The organism is Microbacterium tenebrionis, from assembly GCF_903645325.1.
Classification (GTDB): domain Bacteria; phylum Actinomycetota; class Actinomycetes; order Actinomycetales; family Microbacteriaceae; genus Microbacterium; species Microbacterium tenebrionis.
Genome location: NZ_CAHJXQ010000002.1, coordinates 55,971 through 78,280, shown reverse-complemented (window position 1 = coordinate 78,280; position 22,310 = coordinate 55,971). Strand labels below are relative to the sequence as shown.

The window sequence follows — 22,310 nt, the reverse complement described above, 5'->3', positions numbered from 1 at the left end:
AGGGTAGAACACCCCATGCATAGGAATCCGCCGGTATCATAGAGGAAAGCGACCTTCAACCACTTTCGGAGTGAGGCCCACCATGAGCAATTTCGCCTTCAACAACCCGGCGTTCCAGAAGCAGGATCCGCGCAACGTGGCAACGTATCCGGGTGCTCCGGGCGCTCAGCCCGGCATGCAGGGCGCGCAGGCCGCGTCCTTCCAGCACGCGAGCATGGATGCCGCGGCCAATGCACAGCTCGAGGGCATGTATGCCTCCCCCTCCGCCGGTGCCATCGAGACCGACCGCATGTCGGTCGAGGACACCGTGTGGAAGACCGCAGGGCTCTTCGGCATCCTCCTCGTCACCGCGGCGATCGGCTGGGTGTGGACGCTCGGCGGGCTCGCCGCCCCCGAGTACAACCCGTACTCGGACTTCTCGCCGAACATGCTGCCGTGGATCGTCGGCGCACTCGGCGGCTTCGTCCTGGCGATGGTCATCACCTTCACCGCCCGCAAGAAGGTGCGCCCGGCGCTGATCTTCGCGTACGCGGTGTTCGAGGGCCTGTTCGTCGGCGGCATCTCGGCGTTCTTCGAGGTGATCTACCCCGGCATCGTGACCCAGGCGACGCTCGCGACGGTCTCCGTCGTCGGCGTCACCCTCGCGCTCTTCGCGAGCGGCAAGATCCGCGCCTCCAAGAAGGCAACCAAGATCTTCATGATCGCGATGGTCGGCTACCTGGTCTTCTCGCTCCTGAACCTCGTCCTCATGTGGACCGGCATCAACCAGAACGCCTTCGGCCTGTTCAGCGCCGAGATCGCTGGCATTCCGCTGGGTCTGATCATCGGAGTGCTCGTCGTCATCATGGCCGCGTACTCGCTGGTGCTCGACTTCGACCAGATCCAGCAGGGCGTGCGCAACGGCGCTCCCCGCAAGTACGGCTGGATGGGGGCCTTCGGCATCATGGTCACGGTCGTCTGGCTGTACGTCGAGATCCTGCGCATCATCGCGATCGCCCGCGGCAACAACTGACCGACAGCCTCTGAAGGAAGCCCCGTCTCCGGAGACGGGGCTTCCTTCAGTTTTCGCCACGCCGCGAGGAACTGGCGCGTCGCACCCAAATACCGGCATAGTGAGATGACCGCTAACAGAAAGGGGATTACATCATGGGTTTCCTTGCATTTCTTCTTCTCGGACTGATCGCCGGCGCGATCGCCAAGCTCATCCTTCCCGGCAAGCAGGGTGGCGGATGGTTCGTCACTCTGCTCCTGGGCGTCGTAGGCGCAATCCTCGGGGGATGGCTCGGCGGACTCCTGTTCGGTGCGAAGATCGATGGATTCTTCGACATCACGTCCTGGCTCCTCGCCATCGGCGGCTCGATCATCGTGCTGCTGATCTACGGCCTCATCGTCGGCCGTGGCAGCAAGGCCAACAACTAGTTGCCACCGCGCGCTGATGCGCACGAGGCCCCCGGGTGGATTCACCCGGGGGCCTCGTGCGTCAGTCTCGTCGACGGCGTGGCACTCTGCGATCGCGGCCTGGAGTCCGTACGCGCCGCGGCCGGTGCCGACGGCATCCGTTCGTTCCAGGGCCGCGCGACCACGTGAGATGCGCCCGCGGTCCTGGTCGGCGCGCAGCATCCTATCGCCGTCCGCGTCGACGCGAGCGGGACATCGTCGGAGAAAAATCTCAGACGACCCCGAACCTCACTCCCACTCGACCGCTGGCGCGGCCGAGTACCACACAGCACTCATCGTCGAGTGCTCGCGACTGCGTCACTCCCACTCGATGGTCCCCGGGGGCTTCGAGGTCACATCCAGCACCACGCGGTTGACGTCGCGGACGCCGTTGGTGATGCGGTTCGAGATCTTCGAGAGCACGTCGTAAGGCAGACGCGTCCAGTCGGCGGTCATGGCGTCCTCGCTCGAGACAGGGCGCAGCACGATCGGGTGACCGTACGTGCGGCCGTCGCCCTGAACGCCCACCGAGCGCACGTCGGCGAGCAGAACGACGGGGCACTGCCAGATCTCACTGTCGAGGCCGGCCTTCGTCAGCTCCTCGCGGGCGATGGCGTCGGCCTCGCGCAGAATCTCGAGACGGTCAGCGGTGACCTCGCCCACGATGCGGATGCCGAGGCCGGGGCCCGGAAACGGCTGCCGGCCGACGATGGCCTCGGGCAGCCCCAGCTCACGGCCGATCGCGCGGACCTCGTCCTTGAAGAGGGTCCGCAGCGGCTCGATGAGTTCGAAGTCGAGGTCGTCGGGGAGGCCGCCGACGTTGTGGTGCGACTTGATGTTCGCCGTCCCCGTGCCGCCGCCGGACTCGACGACGTCGGGGTACAGGGTTCCCTGCACGAGGAACTTGATGGGCTCGCCTTCGGCCTTCGCCTCGTCGACGAGCTCGCGCTGCACCTTCTCGAACGCGCGGATGAACTCGCGGCCGATGATCTTGCGCTTCTCCTCGGGGTCGCTGACGCCCTGCAGGTGCCCGAGGAACGTGTCCGCGGCATCCACGGTGATCAGGCGTACGCCCGTGGAGGCGACGTAGTCCTGCTCGACCTGCTCGCGCTCGCCCTTGCGGAGGAGCCCGTGGTCGACGAAGACGGCCGTGAGCTGGTCGCCGATGGCCTTGTGGACGAGCGCGGTCGAGACAGCCGAGTCGACGCCGCCGGAGAGGGCCGAGATGACGCGGGCCGAGCCGACCTGCTCGCGGATGCGCGCGACCTGCTCCTCGATGACGTTGCCGCTGTTCCAGTCTGCGGCGAGGCCCGCCGCCTTGTGCAGGAAGTTCTCGAGGACCTCCTGGCCGTGGTCGGAGTGCTTGACCTCGGGGTGCCACTGCACGCCGTAGAAGCACTTCTCGTCGCTGCCGAATGCTGCCACAGGGGTGTCGGCGGTGGATGCCAGGACCTCGAAGCCCTCGGGCGCGCGCGAGACCTGGTCGCCGTGGCTCATCCAGACGTTCTGCGTGGCGGGCTGGCCGCCCAGCAGCACGCCGCCGTCGTTCGCGACGACCGCGTCGGTCGCGCCGTACTCGCGCAGCCCCGTGTTGGCGACCTCGCCGCCGAGAGCGCGGGCCATGACCTGGAAGCCGTAGCAGATGCCGAGGGTCGGGACGCCGAGGTCGAAGATCGCGGCATCCAGCGACGGCGCGCCCTCCTCGTAGACCGACGACGGGCCACCCGAGAGGACGAGGGCGACCGGATTGCGCTCGGCGATCTCGGCAGCACTGACGGTGTGCGGCACGATCTCGCTGTAGACGCCGGCCTCGCGGACGCGGCGGGCGATGAGCTGCGCGTACTGGGCGCCGAAATCGACGACGAGAACGGGGCGCTGTGCGGTGTCGGCGCTCATCGCGCTGCCTCCTGGGTCTGGGGTTCTACGGCGAGTGCCGCCTCACGGGATGCGAGGTACGCCTTGACCTCGCGGGAGACCCGGACCTCCATGATGAACGAGAGGGCCGGGATGACGCCGCCGAGCGCGAGCGTGATGAACCGGATGAACGGCCAGCGCATCAGGCTCCACAGACGGAAGACCGCGAACAGGTACACGACGTAGAACCAGCCGTGCGCGACGAGGATCAGCAGCGAGATGTTCGCGCCGCCCGCGGTCTGCCCGGTCGATTCCAGATCGCATCCCATGCCGCCCGGGACGAACAGGGAGTACCACTGGCATCCGTCGCCGACGATGACCGGCGCGAACCAGAGGAATCCGCCGTCGCCGCCCGCGAACAGCTCGATGTGCGTGGGGCTGTACTTGAGGATCATCTCGGCCAGCAGCAGGAGGAGCATGACACCGGTGATGACCGAGGCGATCTGATAGAACCTCAACGCCCCGCGGATCTTCGGGAACGAGGCGGCTTTCGGTTCGGGCATGGCGTCCAGTCTACTAGCGCGGACGGGACGGCGAAGGCCGCCGGGATCGCTCCCGACGGCCCTCGCGTGACTACCCGATGGTTCAGAACCAGCCGCGGATCAGATCGATCAGCCAGTCGACGATCGCCTTGACGATGCCGCCGCCGTTCCCGCCGCCCTTGTTGACGGTGACCTGGTCGGTCGCCTGGTCGCCGTCCGCCTGGGCGACGATGACCGTGTAGCGGCCGGCATCCGTCTTCTTCGGAACCGTGAGCGATGCGGAGAACGAGCCGTCCTCATCGACCACGACAGTGCCGAGCTCGACGAGCTTGCCCTTCTTCGACTCGAGGGTGACGGTCACCGTCTCGCCCGGCGTGAAGTCAGCACCGGTGACGGTGAGCTTCTTGCCTGCGCTGACGGTGTTGCCCTGGACCTCGATGGTCCCTGCGAACTCCTCCTCGCCGGCATCCGCGAACGTGATCGGAACCTGCACGGTCGTCTCGCCTGCGACGACGGTGAGCTGCTGCTCGCCGGTCGCCCCCTCGGGGACGGTGAACGCGAGGCTCGCACGGCCGACCTCGTCGGTGGTGTCGACGATCGCCGGGTCGACGGCGCCCGTGGCGAGCACCTGCTCGCCGAGCGACACGGTCGCCTCGCCCGGAGCGGCTTCCCCGGCGCTGAACGCGAGCGAGGAGAGGTCGATCGTGACCTCGTCGCCTGCGCTGTAGCCGTCGGCATCCGGTGCGCTCAGCGTCACGCCGACCGCGCGCTGCGCGAGGTCGGGCGTCGCGGTGCCGTTGGCGTCGAACCAGTCGACCATGGACTGCAGATCGATCTTGCCGGTGTCGGCCTTGTTCGTGCCCTCGGCGAAGGTGAAGAAGTTGTCTCCACCGGCCGCGAGGAACGAGTTGGCCGCCACGACGTACGACGCCTCGGGGTCGATCGGCTCGCCGTTCAGCGTGATACGCGTGATCCGCTCCTCGGCTGCCGCCGTCGGGTCGTAGGTGTACTGCAGCCCCTCCGAGACGCCGAGCTTGAGGAATGGCCGGCTCGAGCCGGCCGGCTGCCACTGCTCCTCGAGCACGCTCTTGATCTGCGCACCGGTGAGGTTCAGCGTGACCAGCGTGTTGGCGAACGGCTGCACCGTCGCCGCCTCGCGGAAGGTCACGTTGCCGTCGGGGTCGTTCGCGTTCGCCGACGCGTACGTCAGGTTCGCGCGGATGCCGCCCGGGTTCATGATGGCGAGGTCCGCGCCGGTCGCCCACTGGTGGACGTCAGCGACGAAGTTGCCGATCGTGGACTCGCCACCGCGGTTCTCGGACCCGTTGGTCTGACGTGCGCGGTTGAAGTCGCCGGTGATCTCGCCGACCTTCTCGGCACCCAGCACGTCGGCCTCGGCCTTGGCCGTGTCGACGATCGACTGCACCGCGGCGACGGGCTCGTAGAGCGGCGCGCCGCCCTTGGTCAGAGGCTTGATCTCGTTGGTGATCGAGAGCAGTTCCTTCGACTCCGGGTCGACCTGCAGGTTCATCAGACCGAAGTTCTCGCCGTACTGCCCCGCCGAGACGACCGGGCGGCCGTCGATGACGTGGTTGTACGCGAGGTGGGTGTGCGCCGAGACGATCGCGCTCACGCTGTCGTCGACGCCGTCGACGATCTGACCGAGAGCCGACTCGGGCGTGATGCTGGCGACATCGGTGGACGTCGCCCCCTCGTGCACGAGCAGGATCAGAACGTCGGCCTCTCCGTTGGCGGTGTCGCCGTCGGTCAGGTCGTCGGCGACGTCGTTGACGGAGTCGACGATGCTGCGCACCTCGAGATCGGCGATGCCCTCGGGCGAGACGAGCGAGTCGAGCTCCTCGGTCACGGCGCCGATGAAGCCGACGCGCACGCCGTCCATCTCCTTGACCCACGCGGGCGCAAGAGCTGTCTCACCGGTCTCGGTGAGGAACACGTTCGAGGAGATGTACTCCCAGTCCGCGCGGTCCTGCACGCGATCGCGAAGGTCCTCCCAGCCCTGGTCGAACTCGTGGTTGCCCGCAGCGCTCACCTCGAGACCGGCCGCGTTGAGCGCGTCGATCGTCGGGTTGTCGTCGTTGATGAACGACGTGAACGTGGATGCTCCGATGAGGTCGCCCGCAGCCGCGAACACCGTGTTCGGGTTCGCGTCGCGCACTGACTTCACGGCGCCTGCGAGCACAGCGGCACCGGCAGCTGCGCCGTCGGCCTCGATCCGGCCGTGGAAGTCGTTGATCGTGACGATGTCGATGTCCACCGGCGGGATCTCGCTGGAGATGCCGACGATCACCGGGTCGTGGTCACTGGAGCGGTACGGGGTGCCCGCCTCGGTGGCGCCGAACGCGTAGCCGCGGTCGCTCCACTCGGACGAGTTGATCGTCCAGACGCCTGTGCCGGTGATCGACGCGTAGAGCGACGGCGAGGCGATGGCGTGGTCGAGCGAGCCGAGCTCGCCGTCGAACGTGTAGGTGTACTGGCCTGCCGCGTTCGCGGGAACGAGGTCGCTCCAGCCCGCCTCGGAGAACACGTTGATCGGGTCCTCCTTCGCGTAGGCATTGAAGTCGCCCAGGAGCAGCACGTCCTCGCTGCCCGAGGCGTCCGCGATCTCGCCGGTGAACTCCAGCAGCGACTGCGCCTGTGCGGTGCGGTCCGCGTTGAAGTGGCCCTGGCCGTCAGCGGGCTCCGCGCCGTCGCCCGACTTCGACTTGAAGTGGTTGGCGACGACCGAGACCGTGCGTCCGTCCATATCGAAGGCCTGCGCGATCGGCTCGCGGGCGTTGCCCCACACCGACTCGTCGATCCCTGCCATCGGGTCGCCCACCGGGGTGACCTCGGCCTTCTTGTAGATGATCGCGTTCGTGATGACGTCGGTGGTGGTGTTCAGCAGCGCGTCCGGGGTCTCGACGTAGTCCCACACGTCCGTGCCCGCGTCGGCGTTCAGGCCGTTGACGAGGTTCTGAAGCGCGACATCGGGGGTGCCGTCGCCGAAGTGGACCGAGTTCTCGATCTCCATCAGCGCCACGACGTCGGCATCCAGACCATTGATCGCGGTGATGATCTTCGAGCGCTGGACGTCGAAGAACGCCTGGTTCTTCGCACCCCGCGCGTCGGAGTCATCCTCTGAGAAGGTCGTGAAGTAGTTGAAGACGTTGAACGCCGCGACCTGCACGTCGCCGCCGACCTCGGGGGCCGTGGCAGGGCGGGCGTTGGCGGTGGTGAAGCCCGCCTTGTCGGCGCCGGCTGTGTCGCTGTTGATCGGCGTGACCGGCTGCAGTCGCCAGTCGTCGAAGCCGTACTGCAGCACATAGCCGGCATCCGCGAAGTCGACGACGTCGCCGTTGCGGACGACCGTGTCCTTCGTGAAGTAGGGCTGGTCGCCGGGGTGCGCGCTGTTCGAGATCTGGACGTTGTATCCGTCGTCGAGCAGGATGCGGTCGGCGCGGTTGGATGCCGCGATCGTGTTCGCGTCTGCACCGGGGCGGGTCGTCTCGGTGCTCTTGACGTTGAGCTCGCCCGGGTTCAGCCAGAGGGTGCCGAAGTTGTAGAGCTGGTGGCTGGATGCCACGAGGTAGTCGCCGGTGGGGGCGACGAGCATGTTCTCGTACGCCTCGCGGTCTGCTCCAACGACGTCGCCGGGGAGCGGGGTCACCGTGGGAACGCCGACGCCGGCGGTGACGACGGTGACGTCGCCGGCCGCGGCGGGCGCGATCTGCGTCTGACCGAAGTACTCCGAGACGGAGCCGGTGACCGAGACGAGGTCGCCGATGGCGCCGGGGACCGTCTTGCCGTTCAGGAAGACGAACAGGCCGTCGGAGGCGCCGGGGGTGGCGTCGCTGTCGCCGCCGGAGCCCTGGGTCTGGATGACGATGCCGTTGTAGCCGCCGGTGCGATAGTCCGCCGTGACGATGCCTTCGACGGTGACGGTCTGGCCGTTCAGGGGCGACACATCAACGGTGCCCTGCACCTCGGCGATGGTCGCCGTGGTCGGCTCTTCGGGCTCTTCGGGCTCCTCCGGCTCGGTGTCGCCGGTGCCCTCGGGCGTGATCGTGGCCGAGAGCGAGAAGTCGGCGGAGTTGTCGTCGGTGTCGACGCCATCGGTGCGGTTCAGCGACTTGACGTCCTGGTTGTTCGCCGGCGCTGTCGCGCGTGCGCCCTCGAACGTGTTGGACGCGCCGTAGCCGAGCAGGTCGACGACACCGTCTGCGCCGACGACCGAGCCGGTGCCGAGTGTGACCGCGGAGGTGCCCTCGACGAGTGCGAGTGTGCCCGTCGTGCCGCTCGGGTTCAGGTTGCCCGCGGCATCCGCCTCAGGCAGGTCGGCGCCGTTCGCGCCGTTGGATCCGCCCTGGACCAGGTAGTGGCCGCCCGCGGGAATGGTGCCGGAGAGGGCGACGACGCCGTTCGAGTTGCCGATTCCCGTCGCCGAGCGGTACTGGAGCGACATGCCGTCGAGGGTGATGTCGGAGCCGGTCGGGTTGTACAGCTCGACGAACTTGTTCTTGAAGGCGGCGCCGGCGCTGCCGCCGGAGAGATACGCCTCGTTGATGACGACGCCCGTGCCATCGGCGGCCGCGAAGGCCGGGGCGGCGACGAGCGATCCGAAGCCCATCGTGCAGGCTGTGGTCAGCGCGACGGCGACGATGCGCCCGCGTCTGCGTGCGATGGACGACCCAGCGCGCTGCGCTGCACCATCGGGGTTGGACATCATGGGTTTGTTCTCCTCGTCGACGGATGAGACCCCGAGCGCCGTCATGGGGCGCACGAGAGAGCGCAGGCGTTGCACAGGGCAGGTGCGACGCGGCTCGTTCGTGAGCTTATGAGCGGGCTGGGACTTTCCCGAGAGAGTTCACAGATCGCTAACCGGAAGTTCGTCCGCGCCGATACGGCCTACGACTTTCGATAGATGCCGATGCGGTTGGGGCTGGACGAAAGGAGGGCGCGAAGGTGGATCCGGGTCAGGATGCCGCGGCTGAGCGCTCCTCGAACTCCTCGACCTCGAGCTGCCAGCGGTCCTTGGCGAGCCGATACCAGATGTAGAACGCGAAGCCGGCGAAGACCGCCCACTCGATCGCGTAGAAGACGTTCAGCCAGTTGACGCTGGAGAGCTCGTGCGGCGCGGGCGAGACGATGTCGACGAGGCCGTCCGGAGCATCCACCGAGGCCAGATACGGCCGGTACACCGAGAGCTGCTCCGTGTCGTGCCACTGCCCGAGCAGCATCGCCGGCGACATCCGGCTCATCCCGAACGGATCGTCCCTGGTCGGGAGCGAGGAGCCCTCGTCCGAGATGATGCGGCCGGTGATGTCGGCATCCGATCCTGCGGCATCCCGTTCGAGGGCGGCCGCCGCGGCATCCGCGCTCTCCCGATCCGGTGCCCATCCCAGGGCGACGGCGATCGAGGTGCGGTCGGCGACGCGCAATTGTCCGGTCACCCAGAATCCCTCCGCGCCGTCGTTGAAGCGCGAAGAGACGACGAGGAAGTCGCCGGGCACCCATGTGCCGGACGTCTCGACGCGCTGGCCGACGAGCGGCTCCGGCAGGTACTCCCCCGGTTCGAGGACCTCGGCGAGCGGCCGCACCTGCTCCGTGATCCCGGCGGGCGGCGGGTCGGTGTCGATCGCGCGCTGGAGCTGCCACTGACCGAGGAAGGCGAACACCCCGGCCACCACGAGGCAGGCGCACAGCACGGCGATCCAGCGGCCGCGCAGCATCACCTCTCGAAGGGTCGGCGGGAACTCCTGCGCAGCGGGAGCGGTCGATGAGGTCACGGGCGACGAGCGCCGATCACGACTCGTAGGGGGCGAGCACGACCTCGACGCGCTGGAACTCCTTCAGGTCGGAGTACCCGGTGGTGGCCATCGACTTGCGCAGCGCACCGATGAGGTTCGCGGTGCCGTCGGCGACCGGCGCGGGCCCGTAGAGGACCTCTTCGAGCGTCGCAATACCGGGCGTCTCGACCCGGCGGCCGCGCGGCAGCTGCGGGTGGTGCGCCTCCGGGCCCCAGTGGAAGCCGCGACCGGGTGCATCCGTGGCGCGCGCGAGCGCGACGCCGAGCATGACGGCATCCGCGCCCATGGCGAGCGCCTTGACGATGTCGCCGGAGGTGCCGACGCCGCCGTCCGCGATCACGTGCACGTAACGTCCGCCGGACTCGTCGAGGTAGTCGCGGCGGGCCGCGGCGACGTCCGACACGGCGGTGGCCATGGGGGCGTGGATGCCAAGGGTCGCGCGGGTGGTGGATGCCGCTCCCCCGCCGAATCCGACGAGGACGCCTGCTGCGCCCGTGCGCATGAGGTGAAGGGCCGCGGTGTAGGTCGCGGCCCCACCGACGATCACGGGGACGTCGAGGTCGTAGATGAACTTCTTGAGGTTCAAGGGCTCGTCGACGCTCGAGACGTGCTCGGCCGACACGGTCGTGCCGCGGATCACGAACAGGTCGACGCCGGCGGCTGCGACGGTGTCGTAGAGCTCCTGCGTCCGCTGCGGGGTCAGGGAGCCGGCGACCGTCACTCCGCCCTCGCGGATCTCGGCGAGACGCTGGGTGATGAGCTCGGGCTTGATCGGCTCGGAGTACAGCTGCTGCATCCGCACGGTCGCCTTGTCTGCGGGGAGCGCGGCGATCTCGGCGAGCAGGGGCTCCGGGTCGTCGTAGCGGGTCCACAGGCCCTCGAGGTCGAGGACGCCGAGTCCGCCGAGCTTGCCGAGCATGATCGCCGTCTGCGGGCTCACGACCGAATCCATCGGCGCGCCGATGACCGGGGTGTCGAAGGAGAACGCGTCGATCGTCCACGCGGTCGAGACGTCCTCGGGGTTGCGCGTGCGCCTCGACGGCACCACGGCGATGTCGTCGAACGTGTATGCGCGGCGCGCGCGCTTGCCTCGGCCGAGTTCGATGTCCATGCTCACGCGTCCAGCCTACCCGCCCGGTCGAACACGGCCTGGTTCGCGCGCGACGGCGCATTCGTGCCGGCGATCTTGCGCACGAACTGCAGGGCGGCGTCCTGGCACTCCTGATCGGTCGCGGCCGGCTCGAGATTGTTCAGCGGAACGATGTTGCGGCACATACCGCCACGCTACGCCGGGCGCGCAACGGGTGGAACCCCGGGCAGAGGTTTCGACTCGCTGCGCTCGCTCAACCTGAGTCGGGCCGCGTCAAGGTCGCTGCGCGACCGTGACCCGATCCCGACTCACTTCTTGTAGTTGGGCGCCTCGACGACGATCTGCACGTCGTGCGGGTGCGACTCCTTGAGTCCGGCCGCCGTGATCCGCACGAACTTGCCGCGGGTCTTGAGCTCTTCGATCGTGCGGGCGCCGACGTAGAACATCGACTGACGCAGGCCGCCGACGAGCTGGTACGCGACGGCCGACACCGGGCCGCGGTACGGGACCTGACCCTCGATGCCCTCGGGGATGAGCTTGTCGTCGCTGGGGACGTCGGCCTGGAAGTAGCGGTCCTTCGAGTACGAGGTCTGCTTGCCGCGGGTCTGCATGGCCCCCAGCGAACCCATGCCGCGGTACTGCTTGAACTGCTTGCCCGACTGGAAGACGATCTCACCCGGCGACTCGTCGGTGCCTGCGAGCAGGGAGCCGAGCATGACGGCATCCGCACCGGCGACGAGCGCCTTGGCGATGTCACCCGAGTACTGCAGGCCGCCGTCGGCGATGACCGGGATACCGGCCGGCCGGGCCGCCAGCGAGGCCTCGTAGACCGCGGTGACCTGGGGAACGCCGACGCCGGCGACGACGCGCGTGGTGCAGATGGATCCGGGACCGACGCCGACCTTGACGGCATCCACGCCCGCGTCGACGAGCGCCTGCGCGCCCTCGCGGGTCGCGACGTTTCCGCCGATCACGTCGATGTGCGCGAACGACTCGTCGGCCTTCAGCCGCTTCACGAGGTCGATGACGCCCTGCGACTGGCCGTTGGCGGTGTCGACGACCAGCACGTCGACACCGGCGTCGCGCAGTGCCTCCGCGCGCTCCCAGGCGTCGCCGAAGAAGCCGATCGCAGCTCCCACGCGCAGACGTCCGTGCTCGTCCTTCGTGGCGAGCGGGTACTTCTCGCTCTTGTCGAAGTCCTTGATGGTGATCAGGCCCGCGAGCTTGCCGTGCTCATCGATCAGCGGCAGCTTCTCGACGCGGTGCTTCGCGAACAGCGCGATGACCTCGCCCGCGGCGACTCCGACGGGAGCCGTCACCAGATCCGAGGACGTCATGACGTCTTTGACAAAGGTGCTGGGCCGCTCGAACTCCGACACGAACCGCATGTCGCGGTTGGTGATGATGCCCACCAGGTGCCCGTCGTCGTCGACGACGGGAAGTCCCGAGATTCGGTACTTCGCGCACAGCGCGTCGACCTCTTCTACGGTCGCGTCGGGCGTCGTGGTGATCGGGTCGGTGATCATGCCCGACTCGCTGCGCTTGACGCGGTCGACGTGCGCGGCCTGATCGGCGATCGAGAGATTGCGGTGCAGGATGCCGATGCCGCCCTCACGCGCCATGGCGATGGCCATGCGCGATTCGGTGACGGTGTCCATGGCGCTGGACAGCAGCGGGGTGGCGACAGAGATCCGACGCGTGATGCGCGAGGAGGTGTCGGCCTCACTGGGGATCACATCGGTATGCCCGGGGAGAAGAAGGACGTCGTCGTAGGTGAGTCCGACGAAACCGAAGGGATCGTGCTGGTCCATGAAAGATCCTCCTGCGGGGGCTGCGTCGACGGTGTACCAATTCTAAGCGCCCTGGGGCGCGCGCATATTCCCGGGCCCGCGCCACGCCGTGAGCAGATTGTGCCTTGGCTGAAACAGAATCGACACATTACGCTCATAGCGTCGTACACCGAGGTCGACGAACCCGATCAGCCTCGGTCTGCGTATCCGGACAGGAGGCCCTGTGAGTCCAAAGACCTTGCGCGCGAGGCGATCCCACCCCGTGTTGATTGCCCTTCTCGGCGTGTTCATCGCCGCGCTGGCGGTCCTAGGGGCGCCGCTGTCCGCGAGCGCATCCGCGCCAGACACTCCCGGCGCCGATCAGGAGCAGACCGACTTCTACTTCGCCGGTGTCATCAAGTACGACGATGAACCGGTTCCCGATGTGACGATCTCGGTGGAGGGCAACGGCTTCGAGGCCGAGACCGTCACCAACGAGACCGGCGCCTGGCGCCTGTACGTGCCCGAGAAGGACACCTACACGATCACCGTCGACGAGGAGACCCTTCCCGACGGCGTCATCGTCGACGCCGCACAGCTCCCCGAGGGCACGCAGCCCTCGCAGGGCACGACGGCCTCCTTCGAAGTCGAGTTCGGGCTGACCGGATCGAAGATCCTCAACCTGTTCCTCGGCGAGGGCGAACGCGTCACCACCTCGTTCTTCGATCAGCTGGTCGAACGCCTCATCAACGGCCTCAACTTCGGTCTTCTCCTCGCCCTCGCCGCGATCGGCGTCTCGCTGATCTTCGGCACGACGGGGCTGACGAACTTCGCACACGCCGAGATGGTGACCTTCGGCGCCGTCATGGCGGTGGTGTTCGGTTCGTTCTACGCGGTGCCCATGTGGGTGACGATACCGATCGTCCTCCTGCTCGGCGCGGCCCTCGGCTGGGGGCTGGATGCCGGGCTCTGGCGACCGCTCAGGCACCGAGGCATCGGCATGGTCCCGCTGATGATCGTGAGCATCGGCCTCTCCCTGCTCATCCGCTACGTCATCCAGTTCTTCATGGGCGGATCCACCCGGCAGCTCCCGGGAGCCGACGCACCCAAGATCCAGCTGCTCGGCCCGATCAAGCTGTCGGTCGTCGACATGATGTCGATGGGGATCAGCATCGTCGTCATCGTCGCCGTCGCTTTCTGGCTGCTGCGCACCCGGGTGGGCAAGGCGACGCGCGCCATCTCCGACAACCCGGGACTCGCCGCCGCATCCGGCATCAACGTCGACCGCGTGATCCGCACCGTCTGGATCCTGTCGGCGTCGCTCGCCGGCCTCGCCGGCGTGCTGTGGGGTTACTTCCGCCCCGGCGTGAAGTGGGACATGGGGGTGCACATCCTGCTCCTCATGTTCGCCGCCGTCACACTCGGCGGACTCGGCACCGCCTTCGGCGCCCTCATCGGAGCACTCATCGTCGGCATCCTCGTCGAGGTCTCGACGCTCTGGCTGCCGTCCGATCTGAAGTACGTCGGGGCGCTCGCCGTACTCATCCTCATCCTGCTGGTGCGACCCCAGGGCATCCTGGGTCGCCGCGAGAGAATCGGTTAGGGGCACGAGCATGGACTGGGGCGGAATCCTCAACAACACCGCGGGCTGGCTGTTCAGCCCGACGACGATCGCCTACGCACTGGCTGCCACCGGCCTCGCCGTGCACTTCGGCTATGCGGGCCTGCTGAACTTCGGCATGGCGGGCTTCATGGCCATCGGCGCGTACAGCTACGCGATCTCGATCCTCTCGTTCGGACTGCCCTGGTGGCTGGGCATCATCATCGGCATGATCGGCGCCGCCGTCTTCGCGGTCATCCTCGGGATCCCGACGCTGCGTCTGCGCGCGGACTATCTCGCCATCGTGACGATCGCGGCCGCCGAGATCGTGCGCCTGCTGTTCACGACGACGGCGTTCGACGAGTTCACGAACTCCGCCGACGGACTCGGCGGATATCACGCCGGCTTCCGCGCGGCGAACCCGTTCCCGCAGGGCACGTACGGCTTCGGTCCGTGGACGTACTCGGCGGACGATCTGTGGGTGCGCGTGTTCGGTCTGATCCTGCTGGCGATCGCGATCCTCATGGTGTGGTCCCTCATGCGCAGTCCCTGGGGGCGCGTGCTCAAGGGCATCCGCGAGGACGAGGACGCCGTGCGCTCGCTGGGCAAGAATGTCTTCAGCTACAAGATGCAGGCGCTCATCATCGGCGGCGTCTTCGGCTCGCTCGGTGGCCTCGTGTTCGCACTGCCGAGCGCGGTCGTCCCGGCGACGTACACGACGAGCCTGACGTTCTTCATCTGGACGATCCTGCTGCTCGGTGGTGCGGCGACCGTGTTCGGCCCCGTCCTCGGTGCCGTCATCTTCTGGGTGATCATGGCGTTTCTGGACGGTGTGCTCCCCGCACTCGCGGCGCAGGGCATCCTGCCGATTTCGTCGATCCAGGCGGGCACGCTCCGCTTCGTGCTGGTGGGCCTGGCGCTCATGCTGCTGGTGATCTTCCGCCCGCAGGGACTCCTCGGAAACAAGAGGGAGCTGACCTTTGTCAAATAACATCTCGGTCCCTGAGCCTGTCGAAGGGTCGCAGACCGGCAGCATCCGCCGCCCCAAGACGACCGGACTCGCCAAGGGTCCGGCCGCCCCCGGCGTCGCCAAGGTCGACCCGGTCCTCGTGGCCGATCACGTGACGCGCCGCTTCGGCGGACTCACCGCGGTCGACGTCGACCACCTCGAGATCCCCCGCGGCGCGATCACGGCGCTCATCGGCCCCAATGGCGCGGGCAAGACGACCCTGTTCAACCTGCTGTGCGGGTTCGACAAGCCCAACGACGGCTCATGGTCGTTCGACGGCAAGAACCTCAGCGGCGTGCCGTCGTTCAAGGTCGCGCGAATGGGTCAGGTGCGCACGTTCCAGCTCACCAAGTCGCTCTCGCTGCTCACCGTGCTCGAGAACATGAAGCTCGGCGCCACCGATCAGCGCGGTGAGAGCTTCTGGCAGAGCATGTTCCCGTGGCTCTGGCGCGCCCAGGAGGAGAAGATCGAGGAGAAGGCTCGCGCCCTGCTCGAGCGCTTCAAACTCGACGCCAAGCAGGAGGACTACGCGGCATCGCTCTCGGGCGGTCAGCGCAAGCTCCTCGAGATGGCCAGGGCGCTGATGAACGACCCCACCCTCGTCATGCTCGACGAGCCCATGGCCGGCGTGAACCCCGCGCTCACGCAGTCGCTGCTCGATCACATCCTCGACCTGAAGGAGCTCGGCATGACCGTGCTGTTCGTCGAGCACGACATGCACATGGTGCGTCACATCGCCGACTGGGTCGTCGTGATGGCCGAGGGACGCGTGGTCGCCGAGGGGCCGCCCGATGAGGTCATGCAGGATCAGGCCGTCATCGACGCGTACCTCGGCGCCCACCAGGATGTCGATCTCGGTGTCGTCACCGGACGCGTCGAGGGGGAGCTGGATGCCGAGGCGCAGACGCTGCTCGACGACATCCATCAGGAGGAGGCGGCGTCGATCGCCGAGGCCGAGGAGGAGAAGCCATGAGCGCCACCGCAGCAGTTCCCACTGGCGAGGCGGCCAAGACCGACCGCGTCGTCGTCGACGTCTCGAACCTGACGGCGGGTTATCTCCCGGGCATCAACATCATCAACGGCGCGAACCTCGTCGCCCGCAAGGGCGAGCTGATCGGCATCATCGGACCGAACGGAGCGGGCAAGTCGACGCTGCTGAAGGCGATCTTCGGCATGGTGAACGTGCGCGGCGGCGACATCACCGTCAACGGCGAGAGCATCGTCGGGCTGAAGTCCGACAAGCTCGTCGCCCGCGGGGTGGGGTTCGTGCCGCAGACGAACAACGTGTTCCCCTCGCTCACCATCGAGGAGAACCTGCAGATGGGGCTCTACCAGAACCCCCGCGTCTTCTCGGAGCGCCTGGATTTCGTCACCGGCATCTTCGCCGAGCTCGGCAAGCGACTCAAGCAGCGTGCGGGTTCGCTCTCGGGCGGTGAGCGGCAGATGGTTGCGATGGGTCGCGCCCTGATGATGGATCCGGCGGTGCTACTGCTGGACGAGCCGTCGGCCGGCCTCTCCCCCGTCCGTCAGGACGACGCGTTCATCCGCGTCTCCGACATCAACAAGGCGGGCGTGACGACCATCATGGTCGAGCAGAACGCGCGCCGCTGCCTGCAGATCTGCGATCGCGGCTATGTGCTCGATCAGGGCCACGACGCTCACACCGGCACCGGACGCGAGCTGCTGGCCGACCCGAAGGTCATCGGCCTGTACCTGGGAACGCTGGGTCAGGAGGACTGACCTCCAGCACCCCCGCAAGCAGCGCACAGCGCTCAGCGCACACTGCGCACAGCGCACACTGCGCACAGCGCACACTGCGCACAGCGCACACGAGAAGACCCCGGGCTCGCGCCCGGGGCCTTCTCGTTCACCCGATCAGTTGACGCGGGTGTGGGTGTTGTCGGCACCGTACTGGAAGACGCCGATCGACGCCTCCGTCGGGTCGCCGGCGTCGTCGAATCCGATGCCTCCGGAGTATCCGTCGTAGTCGGCGGTGCCCCCGCCGAGGATGATGTCGGCGCAGTCGGCGAACGAGTCGCACTTCTCGCCGTCGCCGGAGCCGCCCGAGACCTCCTGCAGCTTCGAGGCGATGTCGGCCGGGTCGGTCGAGTTCGCCGCGAGGGATGCGAGAGCGAGCAGCACGGTCGCGTCGTACGACTCGGCCGCGTAGTTGAAGTCGACGAGCTCGTTGCCGTCGCCCTGCTCCAGCCACTGCGCCTTCAGGCGCTCCTGGAAGTCATCCGCGAGGACGGGGCCGGGCTGCGTGCCCTTCGAGCCCTCGATGGAGACCGGCATGTCGTCACCCCACTGCGAGATGTTCCCGTCGACGAAGTAGAACTTCGAGCTGTCGAACCCGCTGTTCACGAACGAGGGGACGATGGTCGAGGTCTCCTCGAAGCCGATCACCGCGATCGCGTCGGGGTTGGCGGCGAGGATGGTCGACACCTGGGCGCTGAAGTTGGTGTCACCGGCGTTGTACGACTCGCTGGCGACGACCTCGCCGCCGCTGGCGGTGAAGGTCTCGTTGACGACCTTCTCCAGGCCCGTGCCGTACGCGTCGTTCAGGTAGATGATGCCCAGTGCCTGGTTGCCGTCCTCTGCGATCAGGTTGCCGAGCACTTCGCCCTGGAGCAGGTCGCTGGGCGCTGTGCGCCAGTACAGGTTGTCGTCGTCCCACGTCGTGAAGTCCGGCGAGGTGTTCGCGGGGGAGAACGTGATGACCCCTGCGCTGACTGCCTGGTCGAGGAACAGCTTCGTGACACCGGACGAGGCGGCTCCGATCAGCGCTGAGACGTCGGAACCGAGCAGCTTGGGAACCGTGGTCTCGTACGCCTTGTTGTCGGGGTCACCCGAGTCACCGTACTGGACCTCGACCGTGACGCCCTTGGCCGCCTCGTTGATCTCGGCGGTCGCGAGTCCGACACCGGCTTCCTCGGGCGGACCGAGGTAGCTCAGCGCACCCGTCTGCGGCAGAACGGTGCCGATGCTGAGGGTGAGGTCCTCACGGTCGGCCGAAGGCGCGGAGGACTCGGATGGGGTCGTTCCCCCAGAGCACCCGGCCAGGATGAGTGCGCTCGCACCGACTGCGGCGACAGTGCCGTAGACCCTGCGTGCACGCGAGCTTGAGAAGATGCTCATGCTGCTCCTTGCTTGTTTCTGTCGGCCCGATCAGACTCGGGCGCCTGATCGGTTTCCACAAACGTAGCCGTGAGACAGTCACGGAATTGTTGCGATGCGTTAACGGTGTGAAACAGTCCAGTCTCAGATCGGTAACGGCGGACGCCTGCGTCGTGTGAGCAATAGATCGACCACGAATACGCCGACCGCGACCCACACGATGATGAAGCCGATCCAGCGCTCCGGCGGCATCGGCTCGTGCAGGATGAGCACCCCGGTGAGGAACTGCATGATCGGGGTGATGAACTGGATCATCCCGATGATCGCCAGGTCGATCCGCCGCGCGCCGGAGGCGAACAGCAGCAGCGGCACGGCGGTGACGACGCCGGCGAACAGCAGCAGCGCCGTGTGCCAGGCCCCGACCGAGCCGAAGGTGATCCCGGTCGTATGGGCCACGATGACGAGCTGCACGACAGCGATCGGGATGAGCCAGAGCGATTCCAGGGTCAGACCGCTCACGGCATCCACCGCCGGGCCGATCTTCTTCTTGATGAGCCCGTAGACGCCGAATGACGCCGTCAGCGACAAGGCGATCCACGGGAACGATCCGTAGGCGAGGATGATCACGACGACGGCGAGCGCGGCGATGCCGATCGCGACCCACTGCAGTCGGCGGATGCGTTCGTGCAGCACGAAGACGCCGAGCAGCACGGTGGTGATCGGGTTGATGAAGTAGCCCAGCGCCGTCTCGACGACCCGGTCGCTGAGGGTGCCGATCAGGAACACCTGCCAGTTGACGTAGATGAGCACGCCGGCCAGGGCCGTCCCGCCCAGCAGACGGGGCTGCCGCACGATTGCGAGGATGCGGCGCCACCCGCGCGTGAATGTCAGAAGCAGCACGCAGAACACGAACGAGAACAGCACGCGTGCGGCCACGATCTCCCACGGGCCCGTCGGCACCAGCAGCAGGAAGTACAGCGGCAGAACGCCCCACAGAACGTACGCGCCGCCGGCGTAGGCGACGCCCGCCGCGCGTGTTCTGGCAGCGGCATTCGGGTTCACAGATTCACCCTAGCCGCCGCAGGAACGACGAAGGTCCGGATGCCGTGGCATCCGGACCTTCGAGGAACTGCGTGTTCGCTGCGCTCGGAGCGTCAGCGGACCACGACGGCGAGGACGTCGCGGGCCGACAGGACGAGGAACTCGTCTGCGCCGAACTTCACCTCGGTGCCGCCGTACTTGCTGTAGAGCACGCGGTCGCCGACGGCGACGTCGAGCGGAACGCGGTTGCCGTTGTCATCGATGCGGCCGGGGCCGACCGCCACGACCTCGCCCTCCTGGGGCTTCTCCTTGGCGGTGTCGGGGATGACCAGGCCACTCGCGGTGGTCTGCTCGGCCTCGACCTGCTTGATGACGATGCGGTCCTCGAGCGGCTTGATGGAAACCGACACGGTCTACCTCTTCTTTCTTGACGCTGACACGAAAGACTCGTTCGCACTCTCAACCCGAGAGTGCTAATCACAGTGTAGGCGCTCGGTTGGCACTCATGCAATGCGAGTGCCAACCCCGTACGCTGGGCGGGTGGAGATGTCCGAGCTGACCGCGCTGCTCACCCCAGAGGGGCTTCGCCTCCTCGACGAGGTCGGGGCCATCGGCACGACCGCCGAGGTCGCGCAGACCGTATCGCGACTGCGGCAGGCGGGCCGCTCCCCCGATCTCGTGTCCGCCGTCGTCGGCCAGGCGCATCTGCGCACGAAAGGTGCATCGAAGTTCGGCGGTTTCGCCGAGCGGATGCTGTTCACGAGGGCCGGGCTCGAGCAGGCGACGCGTCTGGGGGTCGCCGCCCGCCACGCCGGCCGCATGCGCCGCGCGGGGATCGAGCAGGTCGCCGACCTGGGCTGCGGCATCGGCGGAGACTCCCTCGCATTCGCGGGCGCAGGGCTGCGCGTGCAAGCCGTGGACGCCGACGAGGTCACCGCAGCCATCGCTGCCTACAACCTCGCCCCGTTCGGCTCCGACGCCGAGGTCCAGCACGGCACGGCCGAGGACTTCGTGAGCGCGAACTTCGCAGAATCGCACGAACCTCGCACGAATTCCGCAAATTCCTCCGAAGAAGCCGCACTTCTGCGAAGGGAGCGCACGGCGGTGTGGCTCGATCCTGCCCGCAGGACGAGCGGGCACAGCGAGACCAGGCGGGTTGCGGCATCCGACTACTCCCCCTCGCTCGACTGGGCCTTCGATCTGGCGCAGCGCATGCCCGTCGGCATCAAGCTCGGCCCCGCCCATGACCGGGATGCGCTGCCGGCGGATGCCGAGGCGCAGTGGGTGTCGGCGGACGGGAGCGTGGTCGAGCTGGTGGTGTGGTCCGGCATCCTCGCCCGCGAGGGCGTGCGGCGCTCGGCGCTGGTGATCCGCGGCGACGAGTCGCACGAGATGACCGCCGGGGCGGATGCCGAGGACGCCGAAGTCCGCGAGCTCGGCGCGTTCCTGCACGAGCCCGACGGCGCCGTCATCCGCGCACGTCTGATCGGCGACGTCGCTCGGAGCCTGGATGCCGGGATGCTCGACCCGAAGATCGCCTATCTCACCGGGGATGCCGCCGTCACGAGCCCCTTCGTGCAGTCGTTCCGCGTGCGCGAGGTGACCGCGGCGAACCCTAAGGCGATCAGCCAGGTGCTGAAGGCGCACGATATCGGGACGCTCGAGATCAAGAAACGCGGGATGGACATCGACCCCGCCGCGTTCCGGAAGAAGCTCGCGCTGCGCGGCGACCGGACGGCGACGCTGATCCTGACCCGCGTCGGATCGCGGCGCCTGGCCATCATCGCCGACCGGGTCTGACCGTCAGGATCCGGTCTTGTCGTCGATCGACGGCTCCTCGGTGAAGAAGTCGTCGAACATCGGGTCGTCGGAGCTGCCGAAGTAGTACTCCGTGTCGACGCCCTTGTAGATCGTGAGCTGAGGACCGCGCATCTCGGACTGCGTGACGACGTACTCCGTCGGGATGCCGTCGACCGTCGCACTGAGTGTCAGCCCGCCTGTGCCGTCCTCCGTGCAGGCCTCGGTGACCCCGTCACTCAGCACCGCCACGACGCACAACCCGCTGGCATCCCACTCGTAGAAGAGGGTCGTGTCGCCGTCGGCGCCCAGGGTGCTCAGGTTCTGCGGGTCGTAGCCCTCGGCCTCGAGCTGCCGCAGCTGTGCCAGCTCGGCATCGGTGTACTGCGACTCCCAGTCGTAGCCGACCGTGGGCTGCAACTGGATGTATGGGACGAGCCGGCCGTCGACGCCGCGCAGCACAGCGGCGATCAGTGTCTCTCCGGCGTTCTCCTGCCCGTCGGGAACAGTGACCGACGTGGACGGCCACCAGCCGTTCGCGGCCACCTCGTCATAGGTCATGCATCCGCTCGAACTGCGCCCGGGCAGCGTGACGACCACGCAGGTCTGTTCCTCCTCCGCGCGCTCGGCGACCCAGACGACGATGCCGTCCTGCTCGGCGACGGCGACGACCGTGCCGGGATCGAACTGCTCCTCGAGTTCGGCCCGCTCATCGCCGTGCGCCGCGGTGAGCATGAAGGACTGCGCGTCCCACCCCCAGATCGCCCAGCCGATGCCGAACCCGATCCCCAGGGTCGCGACGACGGATGCCGCGATCAGAGGCCAGCGGCGGCGGTGTGAGGGCGCTTCGGTTTCAGACGAGGCTTCCGCATCGTCGGAGGCTTCGGCGCGCTCCGCTTGCTCAGTCGGTCCCTGAGCCTGTCGAAGGGTCGTCTCGCTTCGCTCGCTCAACGACCCGCTGAAGTCATCCCCCGCGTCGCGTCCCCGCGATTCGTCCGCTGCGGCAGCCCCGTCTTGCGGGTCGTTGAGCGGAGGCGGCGCAGCCGCCGCAGACGACCCTTCGACAGGCTCAGGAACCACGGGCTGAGCGACCGCAGGGAGCCGAAGCCGCTCGTCCTCCCCGGCAGCATCCCGTGCCCGCCCCTCCAACTCCTGCAACCGCGCGAGCTCGGCGTCCGTCAGCTCTCCGCCCGGCCCGTAGGCCTTGGCGCGCAGCATCCGCAGCTCTGCGGAGGAGTCGGTCATCG

17 protein-coding genes and 1 pseudogene are annotated in these 22,310 nt (G+C 67.7%); 7 read left to right on the top strand and 11 right to left on the bottom strand.

The window, feature by feature from the left end; all coding sequences use genetic code 11:
- Positions 1 to 82: 82 nt before the first annotated feature.
- Together HWX58_RS03755 and HWX58_RS03750 are read left to right on the top strand one after the other, a co-directional pair.
- Positions 83 to 1,012, top strand: a complete 930-nt coding sequence (locus tag HWX58_RS03755) for a Bax inhibitor-1/YccA family protein (RefSeq protein ID WP_175985712.1) — start codon at positions 83 to 85, stop codon at positions 1,010 to 1,012.
- Positions 1,013 to 1,146: 134 nt separating this feature from the next.
- Positions 1,147 to 1,419, top strand: coding sequence for a GlsB/YeaQ/YmgE family stress response membrane protein (locus HWX58_RS03750; protein WP_175985711.1), 273 nt, complete (start codon positions 1,147 to 1,149; stop codon positions 1,417 to 1,419).
- 336 nt (positions 1,420 to 1,755) lie between these two features.
- On the opposite strand, the gene guaA is transcribed toward HWX58_RS03750, so the two are convergent.
- From guaA to guaB, 7 genes and pseudogenes are all read right to left on the bottom strand, one after another.
- A complete protein-coding gene (gene guaA / locus HWX58_RS03745) occupies positions 1,756 to 3,333 on the bottom strand; it encodes a glutamine-hydrolyzing GMP synthase (RefSeq protein ID WP_175985710.1) in 1,578 nt (525 codons plus the stop codon).
- Entirely contained in the window at positions 3,330 to 3,854 is a 525-nt protein-coding gene (locus HWX58_RS03740) for a DUF3817 domain-containing protein (protein ID WP_175985709.1), read from the bottom strand. Before HWX58_RS03740 ends, guaA begins: the two co-directional genes overlap by 4 nt.
- Before the next feature lie 82 nt (positions 3,855 to 3,936).
- Positions 3,937 to 8,604 carry an ExeM/NucH family extracellular endonuclease gene (locus HWX58_RS03735; RefSeq protein ID WP_250646080.1) on the bottom strand — a complete coding sequence of 1,556 codons (4,668 nt, stop codon included), beginning with the start codon at positions 8,602 to 8,604 and terminating at the stop codon, positions 3,937 to 3,939.
- Between the two features lie 202 nt (positions 8,605 to 8,806).
- The gene (locus HWX58_RS03730; protein ID WP_175986123.1) at positions 8,807 to 9,562 is read right to left on the bottom strand and encodes an SURF1 family protein; all 756 of its coding nucleotides are present in this window, start codon (positions 9,560 to 9,562) and stop codon (positions 8,807 to 8,809) included.
- A gap of 73 nt (positions 9,563 to 9,635) precedes the next feature.
- Positions 9,636 to 10,751: a GuaB3 family IMP dehydrogenase-related protein gene (locus HWX58_RS03725; protein WP_175986122.1), complete on the bottom strand. Its 1,116-nt coding sequence runs from the start codon at positions 10,749 to 10,751 to the stop codon at positions 9,636 to 9,638.
- Positions 10,752 to 10,771: 20 nt separating this feature from the next.
- A pseudogene (locus tag HWX58_RS03720) lies at positions 10,772 to 10,915 on the bottom strand (DUF2277 domain-containing protein); the annotation flags it as partial.
- 123 nt (positions 10,916 to 11,038) lie between these two features.
- Positions 11,039 to 12,541, bottom strand: a complete 1,503-nt coding sequence (gene guaB, locus HWX58_RS03715; RefSeq protein WP_175985707.1) for an IMP dehydrogenase — start codon at positions 12,539 to 12,541, stop codon at positions 11,039 to 11,041.
- 247 nt (positions 12,542 to 12,788) lie between these two features.
- On the opposite strand from guaB, the gene HWX58_RS03710 reads away from it, so the two are divergent.
- From HWX58_RS03710 to HWX58_RS03695, 4 genes are read left to right on the top strand one after another with little or no spacing between them, the layout of a single operon-like run.
- Positions 12,789 to 14,102, top strand: a complete 1,314-nt coding sequence (locus HWX58_RS03710; RefSeq protein ID WP_372456263.1) for an ABC transporter permease subunit — start codon at positions 12,789 to 12,791, stop codon at positions 14,100 to 14,102.
- 10 nt (positions 14,103 to 14,112) lie between these two features.
- Positions 14,113 to 15,090, top strand: a complete 978-nt coding sequence (locus HWX58_RS03705; protein ID WP_175985705.1) for a branched-chain amino acid ABC transporter permease — start codon at positions 14,113 to 14,115, stop codon at positions 15,088 to 15,090.
- Between the two features lie 43 nt (positions 15,091 to 15,133).
- Positions 15,134 to 16,081, top strand: coding sequence for an ABC transporter ATP-binding protein (locus HWX58_RS03700; protein ID WP_175986121.1), 948 nt, complete (start codon positions 15,134 to 15,136; stop codon positions 16,079 to 16,081).
- Entirely contained in the window at positions 16,078 to 16,848 is a 771-nt protein-coding gene (locus HWX58_RS03695; RefSeq protein WP_175985704.1) for an ABC transporter ATP-binding protein, read from the top strand. Before HWX58_RS03700 ends, HWX58_RS03695 begins: the two co-directional genes overlap by 4 nt.
- 135 nt (positions 16,849 to 16,983) lie before the next feature.
- Here HWX58_RS03695 and HWX58_RS03690 read toward each other — a convergent pair whose 3' ends face one another.
- The 3 genes from HWX58_RS03690 to groES all read right to left on the bottom strand — a co-directional run bounded on the left by HWX58_RS03690 (position 16,984) and on the right by groES (position 19,676).
- The gene (locus tag HWX58_RS03690) at positions 16,984 to 18,246 is read right to left on the bottom strand and encodes an ABC transporter substrate-binding protein (protein ID WP_175985703.1); all 1,263 of its coding nucleotides are present in this window, start codon (positions 18,244 to 18,246) and stop codon (positions 16,984 to 16,986) included.
- 123 nt (positions 18,247 to 18,369) lie between these two features.
- Complete coding sequence (gene rarD, locus HWX58_RS03685; RefSeq protein WP_175985702.1) at positions 18,370 to 19,287, bottom strand: EamA family transporter RarD; 918 nt, start codon at positions 19,285 to 19,287, stop codon at positions 18,370 to 18,372.
- 92 nt (positions 19,288 to 19,379) lie between these two features.
- Positions 19,380 to 19,676, bottom strand: a complete 297-nt coding sequence (groES, locus tag HWX58_RS03680) for a co-chaperone GroES (protein ID WP_017203655.1) — start codon at positions 19,674 to 19,676, stop codon at positions 19,380 to 19,382.
- A 130-nt stretch (positions 19,677 to 19,806) separates the two neighbouring features.
- Between groES and HWX58_RS03675 the strand changes: the two genes are divergently transcribed.
- Entirely contained in the window at positions 19,807 to 21,066 is a 1,260-nt protein-coding gene (locus HWX58_RS03675; protein ID WP_175985701.1) for a class I SAM-dependent methyltransferase, read from the top strand.
- A gap of 3 nt (positions 21,067 to 21,069) precedes the next feature.
- Here HWX58_RS03675 and HWX58_RS03670 read toward each other — a convergent pair whose 3' ends face one another.
- The gene (locus HWX58_RS03670) at positions 21,070 to 22,308 is read right to left on the bottom strand and encodes a flagellar basal body-associated FliL family protein (RefSeq protein WP_175985700.1); all 1,239 of its coding nucleotides are present in this window, start codon (positions 22,306 to 22,308) and stop codon (positions 21,070 to 21,072) included.
- Between the last annotated feature and the right edge of the window lie 2 nt (positions 22,309 to 22,310).

Coding starts and splice junctions, on each gene's coding strand:
- HWX58_RS03670 (WP_175985700.1), bottom strand. CDS start 22,308: ATGACCGACTCCTCCGCAGAGCTGCGGATGCTGCGCGCCAAGGCCTAC.
- HWX58_RS03735 (WP_250646080.1), bottom strand. CDS start 8,604: ATGACGGCGCTCGGGGTCTCATCCGTCGACGAGGAGAACAAACCCATG.
- guaA (WP_175985710.1), bottom strand. CDS start 3,333: ATGAGCGCCGACACCGCACAGCGCCCCGTTCTCGTCGTCGATTTCGGC.
- guaB (WP_175985707.1), bottom strand. CDS start 12,541: ATGGACCAGCACGATCCCTTCGGTTTCGTCGGACTCACCTACGACGAC.
- HWX58_RS03750 (WP_175985711.1), top strand. CDS start 1,147: ATGGGTTTCCTTGCATTTCTTCTTCTCGGACTGATCGCCGGCGCGATC.
- HWX58_RS03690 (WP_175985703.1), bottom strand. CDS start 18,246: ATGAGCATCTTCTCAAGCTCGCGTGCACGCAGGGTCTACGGCACTGTC.
- HWX58_RS03730 (WP_175986123.1), bottom strand. CDS start 9,562: ATGCTGCGCGGCCGCTGGATCGCCGTGCTGTGCGCCTGCCTCGTGGTG.
- HWX58_RS03695 (WP_175985704.1), top strand. CDS start 16,078: ATGAGCGCCACCGCAGCAGTTCCCACTGGCGAGGCGGCCAAGACCGAC.
- HWX58_RS03755 (WP_175985712.1), top strand. CDS start 83: ATGAGCAATTTCGCCTTCAACAACCCGGCGTTCCAGAAGCAGGATCCG.
- HWX58_RS03705 (WP_175985705.1), top strand. CDS start 14,113: ATGGACTGGGGCGGAATCCTCAACAACACCGCGGGCTGGCTGTTCAGC.
- HWX58_RS03725 (WP_175986122.1), bottom strand. CDS start 10,751: ATGGACATCGAACTCGGCCGAGGCAAGCGCGCGCGCCGCGCATACACG.
- HWX58_RS03740 (WP_175985709.1), bottom strand. CDS start 3,854: ATGCCCGAACCGAAAGCCGCCTCGTTCCCGAAGATCCGCGGGGCGTTG.